Here is a 16,790-nt window from a genome sequence, read left to right as displayed (position 1 = left end):
GAGGCGTAGCCCATTCTAACTCCTGACTCCTGACTCCTGAATTCTGCTGTAATTTATTGCCATCGTGAAATTTCCAAGCGGACTGCCACATTTTTACCTAAGACTCTTTGCCCACGTTCAGGTAGGGGAACGTATGCAACATATACATTTGAACTGGATTCTGAAGTGGGATTTAAGTTCGTTACTGGCTCTTTTTCAACGGAATTCCAACTGTATTTAGCCTTATATGTACCATCTGTTGCGACAACATCAGTAATTAGATAGTCAGTCCACAAAGGTACTTGGTCGAGATGACTGTCACGTAACCAATTTGTCTCTTGTTTTGTGAAAGAATGTAGTGCTAAACGCAGGGCATATCTACACACATTATTATCACTAGCTGAGTTTTTTGGGATTAAAAAGGCTGTAAACAGAGGAACGGGTTTATCTGTTCTGGTTAACTCTTGTGTGATTGGGCAATAATGAGCGATCGCTTGCTCATATATAGGAGTAGGAAGACCACGCAAAGCAACCCTAGTTTCCAGTTGATAAAAATTCTTGTCTCGGTCTTTTAACTCTACATCACTCAGAGACAGTTTCACCTGAATATCACCGAACAAAAAGCGTTGCAGATTTTGATAACCTTCTTCCGAATTTAATATACCATAACGCCCACCATGAGCGCGATGAATATATGCCCGATGAGATCCAGTGATGTAGGCTTTATCAATCTGAACTAAACCATCACTTTTCACCCCGACAGCCTTTCGTGAAAGACCCAAAGCCTCTTCATAATCATGTGCATTAGTGCCGATTAGAGAAAAAACGCGGCTTGGCGAAAATGCATTCTCTATACTTTGTAACTTTTCTAGTTGAAAATTATTAGGTAACTTATCGGTTGGCTTAACATAAGGTGTTAAATACTGGTACATCCTTTGGGGGCCAAAATCATCAGAATTATTCAATTGGAACCTGTCCCTTAGTTCTTCCAGCAAACCACTCCCAACCTCAAAATAAATGCCACCATGAGGTGTACCATAGGTAAAGAATTTATCAATGTGATGGGCAGCTTGCTCACCTTTTTCTGGATAAATCTTTTGAATCAGGCTGCGACAAACAAGACCTCCCATTGAGTGGGCAACGAGATAAACTTTATCTGCACCCGTCGTTTGCTTGACATTTTTGATCAAGTCTCTTAAACCCTTAGCTATCTCCTCCATCTCCTGACGAACTACACTTGAGGAGCCAAAACTAGGTGTAGTTACATCATAAAATCGGTAGATCCAAATAGTTTTATGAAGTTGACCAGACAATCTTTTAATCTGATTGCTCACATTCTGATTGTCAACAATCGGTTGATAACCATGATCGGTCATTAGCCGCAGCAATGGACTCTCAAAAACAAACTTTTGGGGATTTTCTTTCTGGTCTACTCGAATATGTGTTGAACCACTATTGAACCCATAAAATGGATCATTAACTGTTTGTTCAACATCTTTTTGTGTACCTGCATATCCACGAACAAAGATTATTGGTAAATACTGCATCTATATCCTCACTATTTAATAAATATTTTTGCTCGTTCCCATATTTAACATGGGAACGAGTGCAGCATCCAGACAATTTGTCTTAGAAAGTTTTCACAAACTCAATTAGGGCTTTCTTATCTTCATCTGGCAGATTTGAGCCAAAATAATGACCCTCATCTTCAACGAAGTCGGGAGATTTATTGGCTCTTAATAGCACACGTGCCAACTTATCTTTGATTCCACCGCCCGGTTTCAAGTCTTGGAAAAGGCTGCTGAGATTGAGAGATGTAATCGCCTCTCTAATATTGATGCTTGCCAGCAAATTCACAGGCGTACCTTTAGGAATAGGAATCCTAAATCTGGGATTTGGATCTCCTGGAGGAAGCTCTAATTTAGTATCTTGAGATGTCCTGCTGATAATACCCTCACGCTTTTCAGGCCACAGCAACTTTTCCATTGCATCCGTATAGGCTTCTACACGTCCTTTCACTGAAGGATCTTCGTTGTAAAGTCCTAGTGTGTTGTTGTGCAGAAGTGGTGCTGTTGCCCAAATACTAACTAGCGAAGGTGTGCGGTAATATCCCAAACCGCCATCTGGTATTTTAAATTCGATGGGTTTTTTCTCATTGAAGGGATTGTACAGCGTCAAATTACCTGGTGACGGTAGTTCTTTGTAGGTTTTAGACGAGAACTGATCCCAAATATGCCCCTTAGTGGCATTTGTCCCTAGCGATCGCGCCGCATTAGTACCAATTAGTGTAACTGGATAACGCTGATCATCAGACAAGAAGTTGTGGTCCAGAAAATTACTACTGAGTACAGATTCTTCATACCATTTCTGAGCCTGTTCGGCGTCAGCAGCAATTTCAGCAGGTGGCTTTTTGCTGGAATGGCAACCAGCACAAGTACTAGCAAAAACCAGTTTGCCACGTTTGAGAACTTCCTCATCTTTCGTTAAGAACTCTTCACCACCCGCTGCATCTTTTAGGTGCATCGGCTTGATGGTTTTCAAGAATGCTTCGGCATCAGCCATGCGTGCTTCTGTCTGTCTCCAGCCTTCGCACTCTTTCCGTGCCTTTTCGATATCAAAAGGTTTTTGGGGAGTTCTGCCTAATAAAGGTTCATGGAGAGTCGTCCAGTAATCGCCGCACATCCCAATATTGACGTAGACGCGTAGTGAGGCATTTGCCACTCCTGTAGAGTCCGCACCATCCTTGAGAATATGATTGACATCCTTGATTGAACCATCGTTCATCACTTCTGGATATGTGGGGCGATCGCCTAAATTAAAAATGGCATTGATCGCATTCGGATTGTTGATGTGATCGTTACCAATCCGTGAAGTATCAGATGTACCCGGTCTTTGAGAGTCAAGTACTTGCTTAACAAAACTATTTGCCCCAACACTGGATGCAAATAATTTGCTTTCCTTGATGTACTGATTACCCAATGCTGCTACGAGATTTTCCCATTTCGGATGTTCCTTGTCTTTAGGTGGGTTGAGAGGATCTAACGCTACATGACAGATGGCGCAAGACTGTCCAATCACGTATGGAGGCTCAACTTGTGAAGTTTTGGCATATTCCACAGGGTTCCATTTTGCCGAGTCGAAGTTGGGGTTTTGGAACTTACGCAACCCAATAACGCCTGTTGAAAGTGGATCTTTGCACTTATCTAGCCACAAACCGTATTCATCTGGTGTTGTTGCTTTCTCACATCCAGGATCGTTAATAGCGCCATAGCGTTGGAATCGTTCATCATGCACACGCGAATCAATCAGCTTTAGCAGATCAACACCACCATGTGTCCGCTTCGCTAAATCACGATAGTACTTGGCGTTACCGCCAGTCCATAAGTACCAGGTGCAACGACCCCGTTTCTCAGCATCTGTCAAATTCTCTATTTTGTAGTCTGGGAGATAACCGATACCCTCACAGTTATCAGGGTATTCAGATACACCCGCATCCGAATAGCTAGTACTTATGGACGTAGGTGTTTCACTATACTCATCAGCGAAAGCTGTAGGCGTTCCATAAAAGCCGCAGACTATAAACATAGTCACGAATAAGAGGAGCAGACAGCCCTTAAAAATTAGACTTGTCTTTTTCATAAAACTCTTTGTTTGTAAGACCTAAACCTTCTCCACAGCACCTCACATTTGCAGAGGTACACTAATACTTCATCACTAATTTCCCATTTTCCAGATTTAGTCTTGGGATATTTTGATGATTTTAAATGTACCTTACTGAGGTTCGTTATATATGAACTTACTACACAAGTTTGCAAAACGTCATCAATAAACTTTTATACATTTTTAACCTAAAAATTTAAAAATTTGTAAACTTACAATAGTGTTCAATAACCAATTTGCTATGGTTATATCCATTCCCTAGATACTTGGTTAAGTTTGTAACAAATTGTTAGAAGCTAATCTTAAGGTTGACTTAACCTTTTAAGAGAAATAAAGACGAAAGTTTTCATTTTTCTTAAGATTTTGTTTGTTCATGTTGTAGGTTTACAAACTGCAAAAGACTTTATATAACTGTAAAAACCAATAAGGATAAACATCCATGCTGAAACTGGGTAGGAAAATATAAGTAACAAAAACTTAATACTTAGCTTTCGTATCCGAAAACCTCCACTGTAGATTTGTAGACATAAAACATTACCCTCCCAGAGACACTAGAAATCATAATTCTCTGGCGAGGCTATTCGTGCTAAAAAAAATTCTGACACCTAATTTTATTGTCGAAATAACACAAAAGACAGAGGAACAGATGGAAAACGATATTATCTTTGAACCATTGAGATTCCGTAATCTCACAGTAAAAAATCGGATCTTTCGCTCTAGTATTTCTGGAAGATGGGATAACTATGATGGTTCAGGAACCCAAGCCCGAATCAACTGGGAAGAAAAGTTTGCTCGTGGTGGTGTAGGGGCTATTATTACTTCCTTTGTACCAGTCGCCATCCGGGGAAGAATTATGCCTAATTACGCCACCATTGACTGTGATGAGCGCATTCCTTTTTGGCGAAAAGTAGGCGAAAAAGTCCACGAATATGACTGTAAATTTATCTTGCAATTAAGTCATTCGGGGCGACAGCAGGATATTGCTGGTGTAGAAAATTTAGGAAAAAAAGCCTTAAGTTCCACTAGCCAAACTGAGCCATTTCACGGCTTTTTGTGTCAAGCAATGACACTAACAGAGATTAAAGAAACAATCCAATATTTTGCTGATGGTGCTAGACGGGCCCGTGAAGCGGGGTTAGATGGAGTAGAATTGCACAGTGCTAATGGATATCTTTTTAACCAATTCCTTAGTTCTGGAATTAACGATCGCCAAGATGAATACGGTGGATCATTAGAGAATCGAGCGCGGTTTTTGCTAGATGTAATTAGAGCAATTCGTAAAGAAGTAGGTAACGACTTTCACCTGCAATTCAAAATCAGTGCCGTTGACTATAACAACGCCGTCACCTTTTGGGAAAAACCAGGTAATACCATAGAAGATTCTATCCAAGTTTGTAAATGGGCAGAAGAAGCCGGGGCTGATGGCATCCATGTATCAACTGGTAGCTTATTTCCTCACCCACTCAATCCCATTGGTGATTTTAATTTTGATGTTATTACTAGAACTTATGATGCGATGTTGTCAAGTGGCGTCGAAACCACACGCAACTACATTTTATTTCGCAAATCATTTCTACATCCACTTTTCAATCTTTTATGGAACCGTGTAAAAAAGCAATTGCCTCCTCAAGCATTTAGTGGCGATGATGTCAAAGACACCAAAATGAAGCAGTTATTAATAGAGAATCAAGGCAGAAACTTACTAGATTCCAGAGAGATTAAAAAGCACGTTAATATTCCCGTATTATGCACTGGTGGTTTACAGCAAGCTTCATATATTCGTCAGGCAATTAACGATCAGTATTGTGATGGCGTCACAATGGCTCGTACCCTAATTGCTAACAATTACCTAGTTAAATCTTTTCAAGAAGGTAAAGACCTAGCAGATAAACCTTGTACTTATTGTAATAAATGTCTGTTGAATGTAATTGAAAATCCCTTGGGTTGTTACGAGCAGGATCGCTTTAATAGTTATGAAGAGATGATGGAAGAAGTAATGTCAGTATTTCATCCAACTCAGTTTGCCAATTCATCTAAATAAAAAGCGATGGGTATCACATTGACAATTTCGCTTACAGATAATTTCGACAACATGGGGAGTGTTTTATGACTGAACAAACTAACCCTACCCTACTTCCTACCCCAGTCAAGGGAATAAAGGGCATCTTCCGGCGGATTTGGGTTGTGATTGTAGGCATTGTAGCAGTAGTAGTATTTTTCCTTTGGCCTGTTTTATCTAACTCCCCAGTGGATTATGCTGATATTGAAAACCACTTTAAATATGGTTCAATTGGTAGCGAACCCATCAATGGCATCCCTTACTGGATTTGGAAAGTTTTACCAGAATTATTCCCAGATAAATTACCCGGACAAGGTTATAATTCTCTGGGATTTATCAAAGAACCTGACAAAGATTTACCTGTCGGTTTTTCGCAACGGCGAGTCTTTATTGATCGAGTTGGGTTGAATTGTGCTGTATGTCATACAGGGACACTGCGAAATACCCCTAATAGTGAACATCAAGTCATGACTACGATGCCTGCTAATGTGCTGAACTTGCAGGGATATATCAAATTTTTATCAGCAGTTGGTGTGGATGAGCGCTTTACTGCTAACCGGATGTTACCAGAAATTGAAAAAATTAGTGGTGGTCTTAATCCCATTGAAAAATTACTTTATCGCTTCATTGCAATTCCTCAAACTAGAGATGCACTAATTAATCAGGCATATCGACTTAAGTTTGTGGAAGAACAACCAGATTGGGGGCCAGGAAGAGTAGATACTTTTAATCCTTATAAAGCAATTCAATTCCATTTCCCAATGGATAAATTGCGTGAAGATGAACTGATTGGTACTTCTGATTTCCCCTCAATTTGGAATCAAAAACCCCGCGAGGGATTGCAGTTACATTGGGATGGCAATAACACATCTGTTGATGAACGTAATAAAAGTGCAGCGTTAGGAACTGGAGTCACACCCACAACAATTGATTTGCCTCGAATTCAGAGAATTGCCGATTGGCTGTGGGAACTACCACCACCCAAATATCCTTATGAAGTTAACGAAACTTTAGCAGCTACAGGAAAACCGCTTTTTGAAAGTAATTGTGCTAGTTGTCATGCTTTTGGTGGCGCATATACAGGCAAAGTTGTACCAATTCAAGAAATTGGTACAGACCAACATCGCCTAGATTCATTTACTTATGAAACCATCTCTAACCAAAATACGCTGTATGCAGGTTATCCGTGGCGCTTTAAGAATTTTCGCAAGACTAATGGCTATGCGAATATGCCCCTTGATGGTGTTTGGTTACGCGGCCCTTATTTGCACAATGGTTCAGTCCCTACCTTACGAGATTTACTAGAAAAACCAGAGAACAGACCACAAGAATTTTATCGGGGCTACGACGTTATCGATAGAAAAAAAGTTGGTTTTATCTCTGATGTAGCTGAAGAAAATGGTAAAAATTACTTCAAGTTTGATACAAAACTTGATGGTAATAGTAATAGCGGTCACTTATACGGTGTTGATCTTTCCCCAGAAGAGAAAGATGCGATCGTTGAGTACATGAAGAAACTTTGAAAAATATTTTAGCGAGAAAAAACCTAAGTTTATGGCAATACTTAAGTCAAAATTAGGGAAAATAATCACCTCAATTGCTGTAGTTATTGTCCTTCTTTTTGGGGTTGTTGGTTATGTGGGATGGTACAACCTTTTCCGCGAAGTTCCTAGCGAAGTTTATGAGTTACCAGAGGATCATTTTAAATATGGTTCTATTGGTACAGAACAAGCGCAAGGTGTACCGTATTGGATTTGGTTAGTATTACCGCGCATATTTCCCGATAAGCTACCAGGCCCAGGCGGTTATACTTCTCTGGGAATTACCTGGGAAGAAGGTAAAGAGCTACCAGTGGGTTTTTCTAAAAAAACAATTGGGTTTCCCAGAGTTGGGATAACTTGTGCTGTTTGTCATCATGCTACTTATCGAGAAAATCTCAAAGATAAGCCAACAATTATTGCAGCTGGCCCTGCTAATAGATTTGATTCGCAAGGCTATATCCGCTTTCTCGGTAATGCTGCTAGTGACCCCAGATTTGAACCGGATTATATCCTTGATGAAATCAAATATAGTCATGAGTTTAACTGGTTAGAAAACCTGCTTTATCGTTTTATAATTATTCCCCAAACAAAAAAAGGGCTGTTACAACAAAGTGCAGACTTTGCTTGGACTGATTCTCGCCCCAATTGGGGCCCAGGTAGGATTGACCCGTTTAATCCTGTGAAGTTCACTACTTTAAAGTTGCCTAAAGATGACACCATTGGTAACTCAGATATGATGCCTCTGTGGAATCAAAAGCAACACCAAAACTTTGCCCTGCATTGGGATGGTTTAGAAACTTCGCTGCGAGAAACGGTGCAGACTGGGGCGATTGGTGACGGTGCAACTAAAGAGTCTCTACCAGTAGAGGATCTGCTACGAGTAGAAGATTATATTTCGGAACTACCGCCTCCTAAATATCCGTTTGCAGTTGATGAGCAACTAGCTACACAAGGAAAAGCAATTTTTAACAAAACTTGTGCATCTTGTCATGCATTTGGCGGCGAAAGAACTGGTAAGGTGATTCCTGTTGAAGAAGTGGGAACTGACCGCCACCGCCTAGATATGTGGACGCAGCAAGCAGCAGATACTTACAACAAATTTGGTGATGGTTACTCTTGGGACTTCAACCAGTTGCGGAAGACCAATGGTTATGTTTCTGTCTCTCTTGATGGTCTTTGGTTAAGAGCGCCTTATCTCCATAACGGTTCGGTGCCATCCTTACAAGACTTGTTAGAAAAACCAGAGAATCGTCCCCAATCTTTTTATCGAGGATTTGATGTCTATGACCAAAACAAAGTTGGCTTTATTTCCGAAGGAGAAGAAGCGCAACGTGTAGGTTTTAAATATGACATTAGTGTTCCTGGTAATAGTAACCAAGGACATATCTATGGCACGGATTTACCTGTCAAAGATAAACAAGCATTAGTCGAATACTTAAAAACTTTGTAACCAAGTTATGAATAAATATGCTGTTTGGTTCCGGGCGATCGTCTGGTTAGGCGTGATCCAAAATTGCGTGATGGGTATACCCGCTATCTTTGCACCGAATTGGTTGCTGGAATTACTCCACCAAAGACCTACTGAAGACCCGGTATGGACTTCCTTTGCTGGCTTACTAGTGGTTCTGCTGTCGCTGTTCTACATTCCGGGAGGAAATGACCCGTACCGCTACACATCTAATGCTGTGCTAGCAATCTTTGCGCGATCGCAAGGAGTCATTTTCTTTTTCTTTCTTTACCCCAATATTTATCCCGCTTTCGGAATTATCGATTTGGTGTTTTTCTTGTTCCAAGCACCATTGTTGATACTGACTATGCTTAACAAACCTCAAGCTTCTACCCCGAATAATGACGATAAATCATTACAAAGACGCGATAAATCGCCGTCTCTACAATAATTAGTCTTTTGTCTTGACCAAAGTGAAGCCCCGTGCTTCACGCAATGCTTTAAAGTAATGAGTAAGGAGTAATGAGTTTCATAGTGGATGAAAAATGGGTATTTACTCATTACTTATTACTTATTACTCATTACTCCAGAATCACCCTTCTTTTTGATTCGGCAAAACACCCTCAAGCATAGACTCTAATTCTTTATTTAACCGACCAGATTTGACAAATTCTGCATAAGTATCTGCCTCAATTGCCAGCAGTTCTCCTCGAAATTGCTCTGTTGTAAAGCTTTGAAGATTGGGATATTCACCCTGTAATTTGTCAATTTCTATCCGTAAATCTGCAAGTTCACCTTTGATTAGTGTCTCTTGATAACGACGAAACTCTGGGTCAATACCTGGGCGTTTGTCTGCCTGGAGATGTTCTAGAACGCGTTCTAAGGCAACATGACGGGCAACGAATTCTAAATATTGCTCACGTAAGGGTGCATCACCTAGCAAATTGAGTTTCTCTAGCAATGGTTTGATGGTTAATCCTTGGACAAGTAGAGTAAATAAAACTACTCCAAATACCGTTGCAATGATTTTTTCTCGCTCTGGTAATGTTACTGGTACACTCAATGCCAAGGCAATGGAGACGGAACCGCGTAATCCTCCCCACCAGAGGATAGTTTGTTCTGGTAACGAAATGTCCGATTTGGTAATGCTAGTACTAAATCTGGTGAGAATCAAAATAGCAACTGCTCGCATCAAAATCATTGCTACCACTGTCAACATTATGATTTGCAGGTTTTCGCCTAAACTAGCAAAGCGTATTTGGTCGCCAATTAGCAAGAAGACAATCGAGTTAACAAAGAACGCCAAAAATTCCCAAAATTCGGAGACAATAATCCGAGTGCGGGGATTCATGCCGATACGAGAGCCAAAGTTGCCTAAAATCAAACCTGTGGTGACAACTCCAATTACCCCAGAACCACCCAAGTCTTCGATAATTAGGTAAGTGCCGTAGGCGGAAACTAGGGTTAAGGATTGCTCCACTAAAGGCAAATCGAAGCGCTGGGTGAGGTAGGAAATCCCGAATCCAATGAAAGCTCCTACCCCTACACCAATGCCAACAACTGTAAATAACTGCAATAAAATTGGCTGGAATTCCAATTCCACAGTTCCCAAAGATAAGGCCACCAAAAAACTAAAGGCAACTACAGCCATACCATCATTGAATAGGCTTTCGCCTTCCATTAAGGTGGTAAGACGACTACCTACGCCGAGTTGGCGGAACAAAGCGGTGACAGAAACCGGGTCAGTGGCAGATAGGCTGGCTGCAATGAGTAAAGCTGTAGTTAGGGAAATACCAACGAATTGATTGAGAGCGATCGCTACCCCAGCGATCGCAATTAACACCCCGAACACTGCATACAGGCAAATTGGCACTAAATCTCGCTTCAGTTCTGACCATTTCAAATTCCATGCGGCTTCAAATAGCAGCGGTGGTAAAAAAATGAACAAAATTAATTCGGGGGAAAGGGTTACTAAACGGACATCCACCAACGCCAAACCTAACCCGACAATCACCAGTAGTAAGGTATAAGGGATATTGCGAAACCAGCTAAATATCTGCGGTAGTGTTGCCACACCTAAAGATACCGAAAGTACCAGCAAAAACTGCTTGAGATTGTTTGTAATCACTTCCTCAGCGATCGCGGATTCAAGTACCATAAGTAAATTCCTGGTATAATTTTGCATTTATCGAAACAGAATTCAGGAGTCAGGAGTCAGAATAAAGCTGTGAATTCTGTATGTCTGGCAGACTTAGATATGACTATTTTCAGATGACACCAATTCAATGTAAGACTTTAATTAGCAGAGAATGAAGATTTTACAGTTAACCGAACATTTAGGAGGAAGGTCTTGGGTAATAACATTCGAGACCGCTTTAAAAATTTCCGCCGCCGGGGTTCGCAGCCAGAACAACTCCAACAGCTACAAACAGAGTTGCTGGCAGAATCGACTCTAGACTCAGCTTACATAATTTTGATTATTAGCTCCTGTGCGATCGCTACTTTAGGTTTATTGTCTAATAGTGCGGCCGTGATTATTGGCGCGATGATTATTGCCCCTCTGATGTTGCCGATTCGCGGGTTAGCTTTTGGTGCTTTGCAAGCAGATATTACATTATTCCGCAAAGGAATAATTGCTGTAGCAGTGGGGACTATATTAGCAGTAGCGATCGCCTTTAGTCTTGGTTGGCTGGTGGGATTGCCGAGATATGGTAGCGAGATCCTGGCTAGATCAAGACCAACATTATTAGATTTGGGAATTGCAGTAGCGGCTGGCGGTATCAGTGGCTACGCAAAAGTTGAGACGAAAATCTCTACTAGTTTAGCGGGAACTGCGATCGCTGTTGCCCTCATGCCTCCCATCTGTGTCATTGGCTTAGGTTTGGCACAGGGAAATTGGTCACTGAGTTTCGGGGCAACTCTCCTTTATCTCACCAACTTGCTAGGTATCGCCCTCTCCTGTATGGTGACATTCGTGGCAGTAGGTTACACTTCAATGGCGCGGGCCCGTCAACCCCTAATTTGGACTATGGCTTTGACGGCTATTTTGGTAATTCCCTTGGGAGTTAGCTTTGCCCGACTTGTACGACAGGCACAACTAGAAAATAGTCTACGACGAGCGTTGTTAAATCGAACTGTCACCTTTGGACGCTTGCAGTTGCTCAATAGCAATACCAATTGGTTGACAAATCCCCCAGAAGTCCGTTTGAGTGTCCGCGCAAGGGAACCTGTCACACCCCGGCAAGTAGAGTTATTAGAAGAATTTATCGAACGAGAGATGGGGCAACCATTCACTCTCATTTTTGAAGTTGGTCAAGTGGAGGAAATTCGACGTTCTGAACCCACACGCTGAACTTGCTAATTTGGCATGAATGAGGAGAGAATCTATCAGTCAAGTCAAACTAACTTTCCAAGATGCAATAGTGGATGTTACCGAATTAGTCAAAGTTTCAATTATTCTCTTGCTCCTTGCTACATGTGTAGCTCTGCTATCCCGGCGGTTGGGAATCCCTTACGTTACAGGTTTAGTATTAGCAGGTTTGCCCATTACTGAGCTATTGTCTCGACCAATTGGTTTAAATCCAACCCTAGTTTTGAATCTTTTCTTGCCAATTCTCATTTTTGAGGCTGGTATTAATACAGATGTCAGCCGCCTACGCAGCACCTTTAAACCAATTGCCCTGCTAGCTGGGCCAGGGGCTGTGCTTTCTAGCGCTATTATTGCCGTCCTCTTAAAATTTGGGCTGGGACTGGATTGGATACCTGCGTTATTTGTCGGAGTAATTCTGGCAAACACTGATACAGTTTCAATGATTGCTGTATTTAAGGAGATACCAGTTCCCTCAAGGCTTTCCACTATCGTTGAAGGAGAAACTCTATTCAATGATGCAGCTGCCCTAGTTTCCTTCAACTTGATTTTGCAAGTATATTCAACAGGCTCACTCACATTTATAGAGGGAATCCAACAACTGCTATTTATCTCTCTAGGGGGATGTGTTGTGGGGTTAGTCTTGGGCTACTTGAGTATACCTATATTCGCCCGTTTAGATGATGCTCTTAGCAGTCTTCTGTTGACAGTTGCAGTTGCATTAGGAACTTTTCAGGTTGGGCAATTTCTCGGCGTATCAGGTGCTGTGTCCGTAGTTGTAGCTGGATTAATTTTCGGGAATTTAGGGCTTTCTGGCAATACTTCTGCTTCTAATCGCATCACCTTGTTAAGTTTCTGGGAATATGCCAGTTTTACCGTCAACACCTTTATTTTTTTGTTGATTGGTGTAGAAATAGACTTGGTAACGCTCTGGAAAACTTTACCTGCAATTCTACTTGCAGTTTTGGCTTATCAAATTGGGCGAGTTCTTACAGTCTATCCTCTACTAGCAGGGATTCGTTTGATTGACCGTCCAATTCCATTGCGCTGGCAACATCTACTCTTTTTAGGTAACATCAAAGGTTCGCTCTCAATGGCTCTGGCGTTGAGTTTACCTCCAACACTACCAGGGCGAGATGTCCTCATCGCTTTAGTTTTTGGTAGTGTACTGGTGTCGTTAGTTGGACAAGGTTTAAGTTTGCCTTGGGTGGTAAAACGCTTAAAATTATCTAAATTTTCAGAAGCTCAACAACAGGTTGAAGAATTGCAAGCCCAGTTGATGACGGGTAAAGCAGCACAAGATGAATTAGATAGTTTGTTGAAATCAGGGGTGTTACCAAAAGCCGTTTATGAAGAGATGCGTTCAGCTTATCAGGTGCGAATTGCCAGTGCAGAAAAAACACTGCGGGAACTATATAATCGTCGCCCTGATGAGGTGGAAGGTAGAAGTGGCAAAAGCAGTAAACTGGAAGCCATTCGCCGACGTTTACTCTTGGCAGAAAAAGGAGCACTCAATGAGGCAATGCGGAAGCGAATTCTCTCAGAAGAAATTGTGCGTGGGCGGATACAAACTCTTGATGAACAATTACTGAAATTAGAAGATGATTAAGGATCTTCAGTAATATAATTTATTGAGTAAGATACTGGCATTGAATCTAACAATCACTATCGGTTTAGCTTACCTTTCTTTGTGGTTCAATTACCTGAAAATTGCTGTAAACTAGGAAAGCGGTAAACTCAGAAGATAACAAGATAGCAACTCCTTTGGCTATCAGTTAAGCTCAACTTTCGCTTCCCATGCTTGGGAAACTATATGCTACAGCTTGTAATCATTGTGTTTGTTGTTCTTTTGGGTTCAGCGCTTTGTTCTAGTGTAGAAACCGCCCTGTTCTCTGTTTCGACCCTAAGAGTCAGACAATTAGCACAATCAAATAACCGTTCAGTAGTAACACTTTTAGCGATTCGTGAAAACATGAATCGACCTATTGCCGCTATTGTAATCCTCAACAATACTTTCAATATCATTGGCAGTATTCTCACAGGTAATATTGCTACTCAAGTATTAGGAGATAGATGGCTTGGTGTATTTTCAGGAGTATTAACATTCTTGATTATCATCTTTGGTGAAATCATCCCAAAGACAATTGGAGAGCGTTATTCTGAACAAATCGCTATACTTGCGGCTATACCTGTAGCTGGACTTGCTATTGCTTTCACACCCTTAGTTTGGATTCTAGAAAATGTTACTGCACCTTTTTCTAAAGGGCAAAAACGACCAACCACCAATGAGGCTGAAATAAAGCTGTTGGCGAAGATTGGGCATCAAGAGGGAATTATCGAAAGTGAGGAAGCAGAAATGATTCAGCGGGTGTTTAGATTAAATGATGTGGCTGCATCTGATTTAATGACACCCCGAATCATGCTGACATATATCTACGGGGATATGACTCTTGCTGAAGCGAAAGCCAACATTATTGCGTCTCAACACACCAGGATTATTGTAATAGATGGATCTCTTGATGAAGTCATTGGATATGCTTTAAAACAGAAATTACTGACAGCAATGGTTGAAGGAAGTAACAATCAAAAGATTTCTAGTCTGACTAGAAAAGTTAACTTTGTCCCTGAGATAATTAGGGCAGATAAACTGTTGAAAAACTTCATAGAAGCTCGTGAACATCTTGCAGTAGTGGTAGACGAATATGGAAGCATCGCTGGTGTCATCACTTTGGAAGATGTGCTTGAAGTGATAACTGGTGAAATTGTAGATGAAACTGATAGAACTGTTGATTTACAAGAAATTGCCCGCAAGAAGCGAGAAAAAATGTTGCAGTCTATGAATATTAACAATTAACCTTATAGCGGTTCTCGACAAGCGTGAGGTACAATTTTGACCTCTCTCCAAACCTCTCTCCTAAAAGGAGAGAGGCTTTGAATTTTTCCCCCTTCCTGGTTCGGGAAGGGGGTTAGGGGGTTAGGTCTATTTGCATACTTTTACCTCACCAGATTGAAAATGGCTATAATTCTGAGCAGCCTGAATATGATAAATAATCTGCATTGTTTCCATGCTGACAGTAGCGAAAGCAAACTCATTTGCTTTCCTGCAAATGATGTATGTTCCAATGTATCGACAAAACAAATATTTTCAAACTCTTGATATTCACCCATTTTTTGCTTATAGGTGTATTCAATATTTAAGTTAGCAATATAATAAGGTAAAATTGCTACTTCATTACAATGAATTTCATTCTTGTATTTATATTCCAGAGTATTTTTAGGCAAATAATCAATTAATTCAGTAATAAAAGTGCCTGTTCCTGTAGCCGGATCTAAAATTTCGACATCTTTATCAGCTAACAATTTTCCAAAGTTTTTGTGAACTAAATAATCTACACTTTCAATCATGAAGCGCACAACTTCATTCGGCGTATAGACAATTCCTAGCCTGTCAGCCGCTTTCGGATTATATGCTTTATAGAAGTTCTCATAAAGCACTTTTAAAAACTTCTGCTTTTCATGATGATTGTAAATATTCGCCGCAGTTCTTCTAATGACACCATAGTAACGCTCAATAGTACCAAGAGTATTCTTTTTAGTACTACCAGAAAAAAAGGTATCTATCACCCCTTTTAATTCACGAGCAATATTATTTTCTCGATGAAACTGAGATTCATTAAAGATGCTGATAAAGATATCTTCAGTTAAAATATGCTGAATCATCATTTCTCTAACATCCAGCAAAGTAACTTCAGGATTAATTGATTCTTTGCAGATACCCCAAAATTTAGCCCTTGCTATTTTAAAAGCTGCGTTTGTTTCGATTTGACTATCAATTAAGTCACGCAATGCATTTAAAACAGTCGGTAAGTCTTCTTTAAAAGTTTCAATCGCCTCACGAAAATCTTTAACTTCTGGGCGAACATAATTTATAAAATATGTAATTATCCCATCTAGCGCGTCAGCATCTTTCATCGGGACGCGCATGGTTTCTTGTCCACCCTGAATTAAAACTGCTGTTTGGGAGTCCTCGAATAGGATGTTGCTACTTGGGTAGCCTTTTATGAGCTTTTTCTCAATTTCTTGATCTAAATTATCATATTCATCTTTGCTTTCCCAGTAGCCCCAATCCAAACGCAAAGCATCTTTAACAGTGCCATCTGGATAAACAAGTTTGCCGCTAGGTGTTTTGTAATCTAGTTCGGGAATAAGTCTAAATTCTCTAGGTTTGCAATATTCATTGACTAAGTTTTGAAATGCAACCCGAATCGATGTTTCTTTACGTGAACCGCCGTATTGAATAATTCTTTCTACTTCTGTGTGATATTGACTAACCAGAAGTTTCGACATACTTTATCAAACTTTCATAAATTTAAAGTATGTCAAAGTTAGCTGCTACATCACTTAAAAACCTCAGAATATCTAACGAATAAAAATCAAACTAGTTTTGGGGTGTCCGTAAAAACTAAGAGACACGATTAATCGCTTCTCTGCAAAATATATCTATATAAATACAATCACAATTTTAATTGTATTGAGTTGTCGTATTATGTGTGTAACCATCACCTATTTTGCGAAGCGATCGCTCAATCATGATCCTAATACCAATTCAATTAATGGTTGCAACACATCCTTGGGTAAAGACGCGATTCATCGCGTCTCTACAAGATGGTCTATTTGTCGCATTTTTTTTCAGATTGGTATGAACTGGTGCGTTACACTGCGTTAACGCACCCTACT

Annotated in this window: 12 protein-coding genes; 8 read left to right on the top strand and 4 right to left on the bottom strand. The window is 40.5% G+C overall.

Features of this window, described 5'->3' with window-relative positions:
* Positions 1–53: 53 nt before the first annotated feature.
* Positions 54–1,526: a PGAP1-like alpha/beta domain-containing protein gene (locus tag ACWATR_RS23320; protein WP_460337664.1), complete on the bottom strand. Its 1,473-nt coding sequence runs from the start codon at positions 1,524–1,526 to the stop codon at positions 54–56.
* A gap of 82 nt (positions 1,527–1,608) precedes the next feature.
* On the bottom strand, positions 1,609–3,618 hold the full coding sequence (locus tag ACWATR_RS23315) for a hypothetical protein (RefSeq protein ID WP_460337661.1): 2,010 nt from the start codon (positions 3,616–3,618) through the stop codon (positions 1,609–1,611).
* Between the two features lie 604 nt (positions 3,619–4,222).
* Between ACWATR_RS23315 and ACWATR_RS23310 the strand changes: the two genes are divergently transcribed.
* From ACWATR_RS23310 to ACWATR_RS23295, 4 genes are all read left to right on the top strand, one after another.
* The gene (locus ACWATR_RS23310; RefSeq protein ID WP_460337658.1) at positions 4,223–5,680 is read left to right on the top strand and encodes an NADH:flavin oxidoreductase; all 1,458 of its coding nucleotides are present in this window, start codon (positions 4,223–4,225) and stop codon (positions 5,678–5,680) included.
* Between the two features lie 65 nt (positions 5,681–5,745).
* A complete protein-coding gene (locus ACWATR_RS23305) occupies positions 5,746–7,221 on the top strand; it encodes a c-type cytochrome (protein WP_460337655.1) in 1,476 nt (491 codons plus the stop codon).
* A 31-nt stretch (positions 7,222–7,252) separates the two neighbouring features.
* The gene (locus tag ACWATR_RS23300; RefSeq protein WP_460337652.1) at positions 7,253–8,689 is read left to right on the top strand and encodes a c-type cytochrome; all 1,437 of its coding nucleotides are present in this window, start codon (positions 7,253–7,255) and stop codon (positions 8,687–8,689) included.
* Between the two features lie 7 nt (positions 8,690–8,696).
* Positions 8,697–9,137: a hypothetical protein gene (locus ACWATR_RS23295; RefSeq protein WP_460337649.1), complete on the top strand. Its 441-nt coding sequence runs from the start codon at positions 8,697–8,699 to the stop codon at positions 9,135–9,137.
* A 141-nt stretch (positions 9,138–9,278) separates the two neighbouring features.
* Here the strand turns inward: ACWATR_RS23295 and ACWATR_RS23290 are convergent, their stop codons facing one another.
* Positions 9,279–10,844, bottom strand: a complete 1,566-nt coding sequence (locus tag ACWATR_RS23290) for a cation:proton antiporter (protein WP_460337646.1) — start codon at positions 10,842–10,844, stop codon at positions 9,279–9,281.
* Between the two features lie 192 nt (positions 10,845–11,036).
* Between ACWATR_RS23290 and ACWATR_RS23285 the strand changes: the two genes are divergently transcribed.
* The 3 genes from ACWATR_RS23285 to ACWATR_RS23275 all read left to right on the top strand — a co-directional run bounded on the left by ACWATR_RS23285 (position 11,037) and on the right by ACWATR_RS23275 (position 14,907).
* Positions 11,037–12,038, top strand: a complete 1,002-nt coding sequence (locus ACWATR_RS23285) for a DUF389 domain-containing protein (RefSeq protein ID WP_460337643.1) — start codon at positions 11,037–11,039, stop codon at positions 12,036–12,038.
* A gap of 70 nt (positions 12,039–12,108) precedes the next feature.
* On the top strand, positions 12,109–13,662 hold the full coding sequence (locus ACWATR_RS23280; RefSeq protein WP_460340622.1) for a cation:proton antiporter: 1,554 nt from the start codon (positions 12,109–12,111) through the stop codon (positions 13,660–13,662).
* Between the two features lie 204 nt (positions 13,663–13,866).
* Positions 13,867–14,907 (top strand): hemolysin family protein, encoded by a 1,041-nt coding sequence (locus ACWATR_RS23275; protein WP_460337640.1) that lies wholly within the window; start codon positions 13,867–13,869, stop codon positions 14,905–14,907.
* Between the two features lie 140 nt (positions 14,908–15,047).
* Here ACWATR_RS23275 and ACWATR_RS23270 read toward each other — a convergent pair whose 3' ends face one another.
* A complete protein-coding gene (locus tag ACWATR_RS23270; protein WP_460337637.1) occupies positions 15,048–16,400 on the bottom strand; it encodes an N-6 DNA methylase in 1,353 nt (450 codons plus the stop codon).
* Between the two features lie 199 nt (positions 16,401–16,599).
* On the opposite strand from ACWATR_RS23270, the gene ACWATR_RS23265 reads away from it, so the two are divergent.
* Entirely contained in the window at positions 16,600–16,779 is a 180-nt protein-coding gene (locus ACWATR_RS23265) for a hypothetical protein (protein WP_460337634.1), read from the top strand.
* The last annotated feature ends 11 nt before the right edge of the window (positions 16,780–16,790 follow it).

It is taken from the genome of Nostoc sp. UIC 10890, assembly GCF_054786515.1.
This window is presented reverse-complemented; position numbering and strand designations above follow the sequence as displayed.

Bases quoted from the DNA above. Each gene is read 5' to 3' on its own strand.
- ACWATR_RS23315 (WP_460337661.1), bottom strand. From the start codon at position 3,618: ATGAAAAAGACAAGTCTAATTTTTAAGGGCTGTCTGCTCCTCTTATTC.
- ACWATR_RS23300 (WP_460337652.1), top strand. From the start codon at position 7,253: ATGGCAATACTTAAGTCAAAATTAGGGAAAATAATCACCTCAATTGCT.
- ACWATR_RS23290 (WP_460337646.1), bottom strand. From the start codon at position 10,844: ATGGTACTTGAATCCGCGATCGCTGAGGAAGTGATTACAAACAATCTC.
- ACWATR_RS23320 (WP_460337664.1), bottom strand. From the start codon at position 1,526: ATGCAGTATTTACCAATAATCTTTGTTCGTGGATATGCAGGTACACAA.
- ACWATR_RS23295 (WP_460337649.1), top strand. From the start codon at position 8,697: ATGAATAAATATGCTGTTTGGTTCCGGGCGATCGTCTGGTTAGGCGTG.
- ACWATR_RS23305 (WP_460337655.1), top strand. From the start codon at position 5,746: ATGACTGAACAAACTAACCCTACCCTACTTCCTACCCCAGTCAAGGGA.
- ACWATR_RS23275 (WP_460337640.1), top strand. From the start codon at position 13,867: ATGCTACAGCTTGTAATCATTGTGTTTGTTGTTCTTTTGGGTTCAGCG.
- ACWATR_RS23265 (WP_460337634.1), top strand. From the start codon at position 16,600: ATGTGTGTAACCATCACCTATTTTGCGAAGCGATCGCTCAATCATGAT.
- ACWATR_RS23270 (WP_460337637.1), bottom strand. From the start codon at position 16,400: ATGTCGAAACTTCTGGTTAGTCAATATCACACAGAAGTAGAAAGAATT.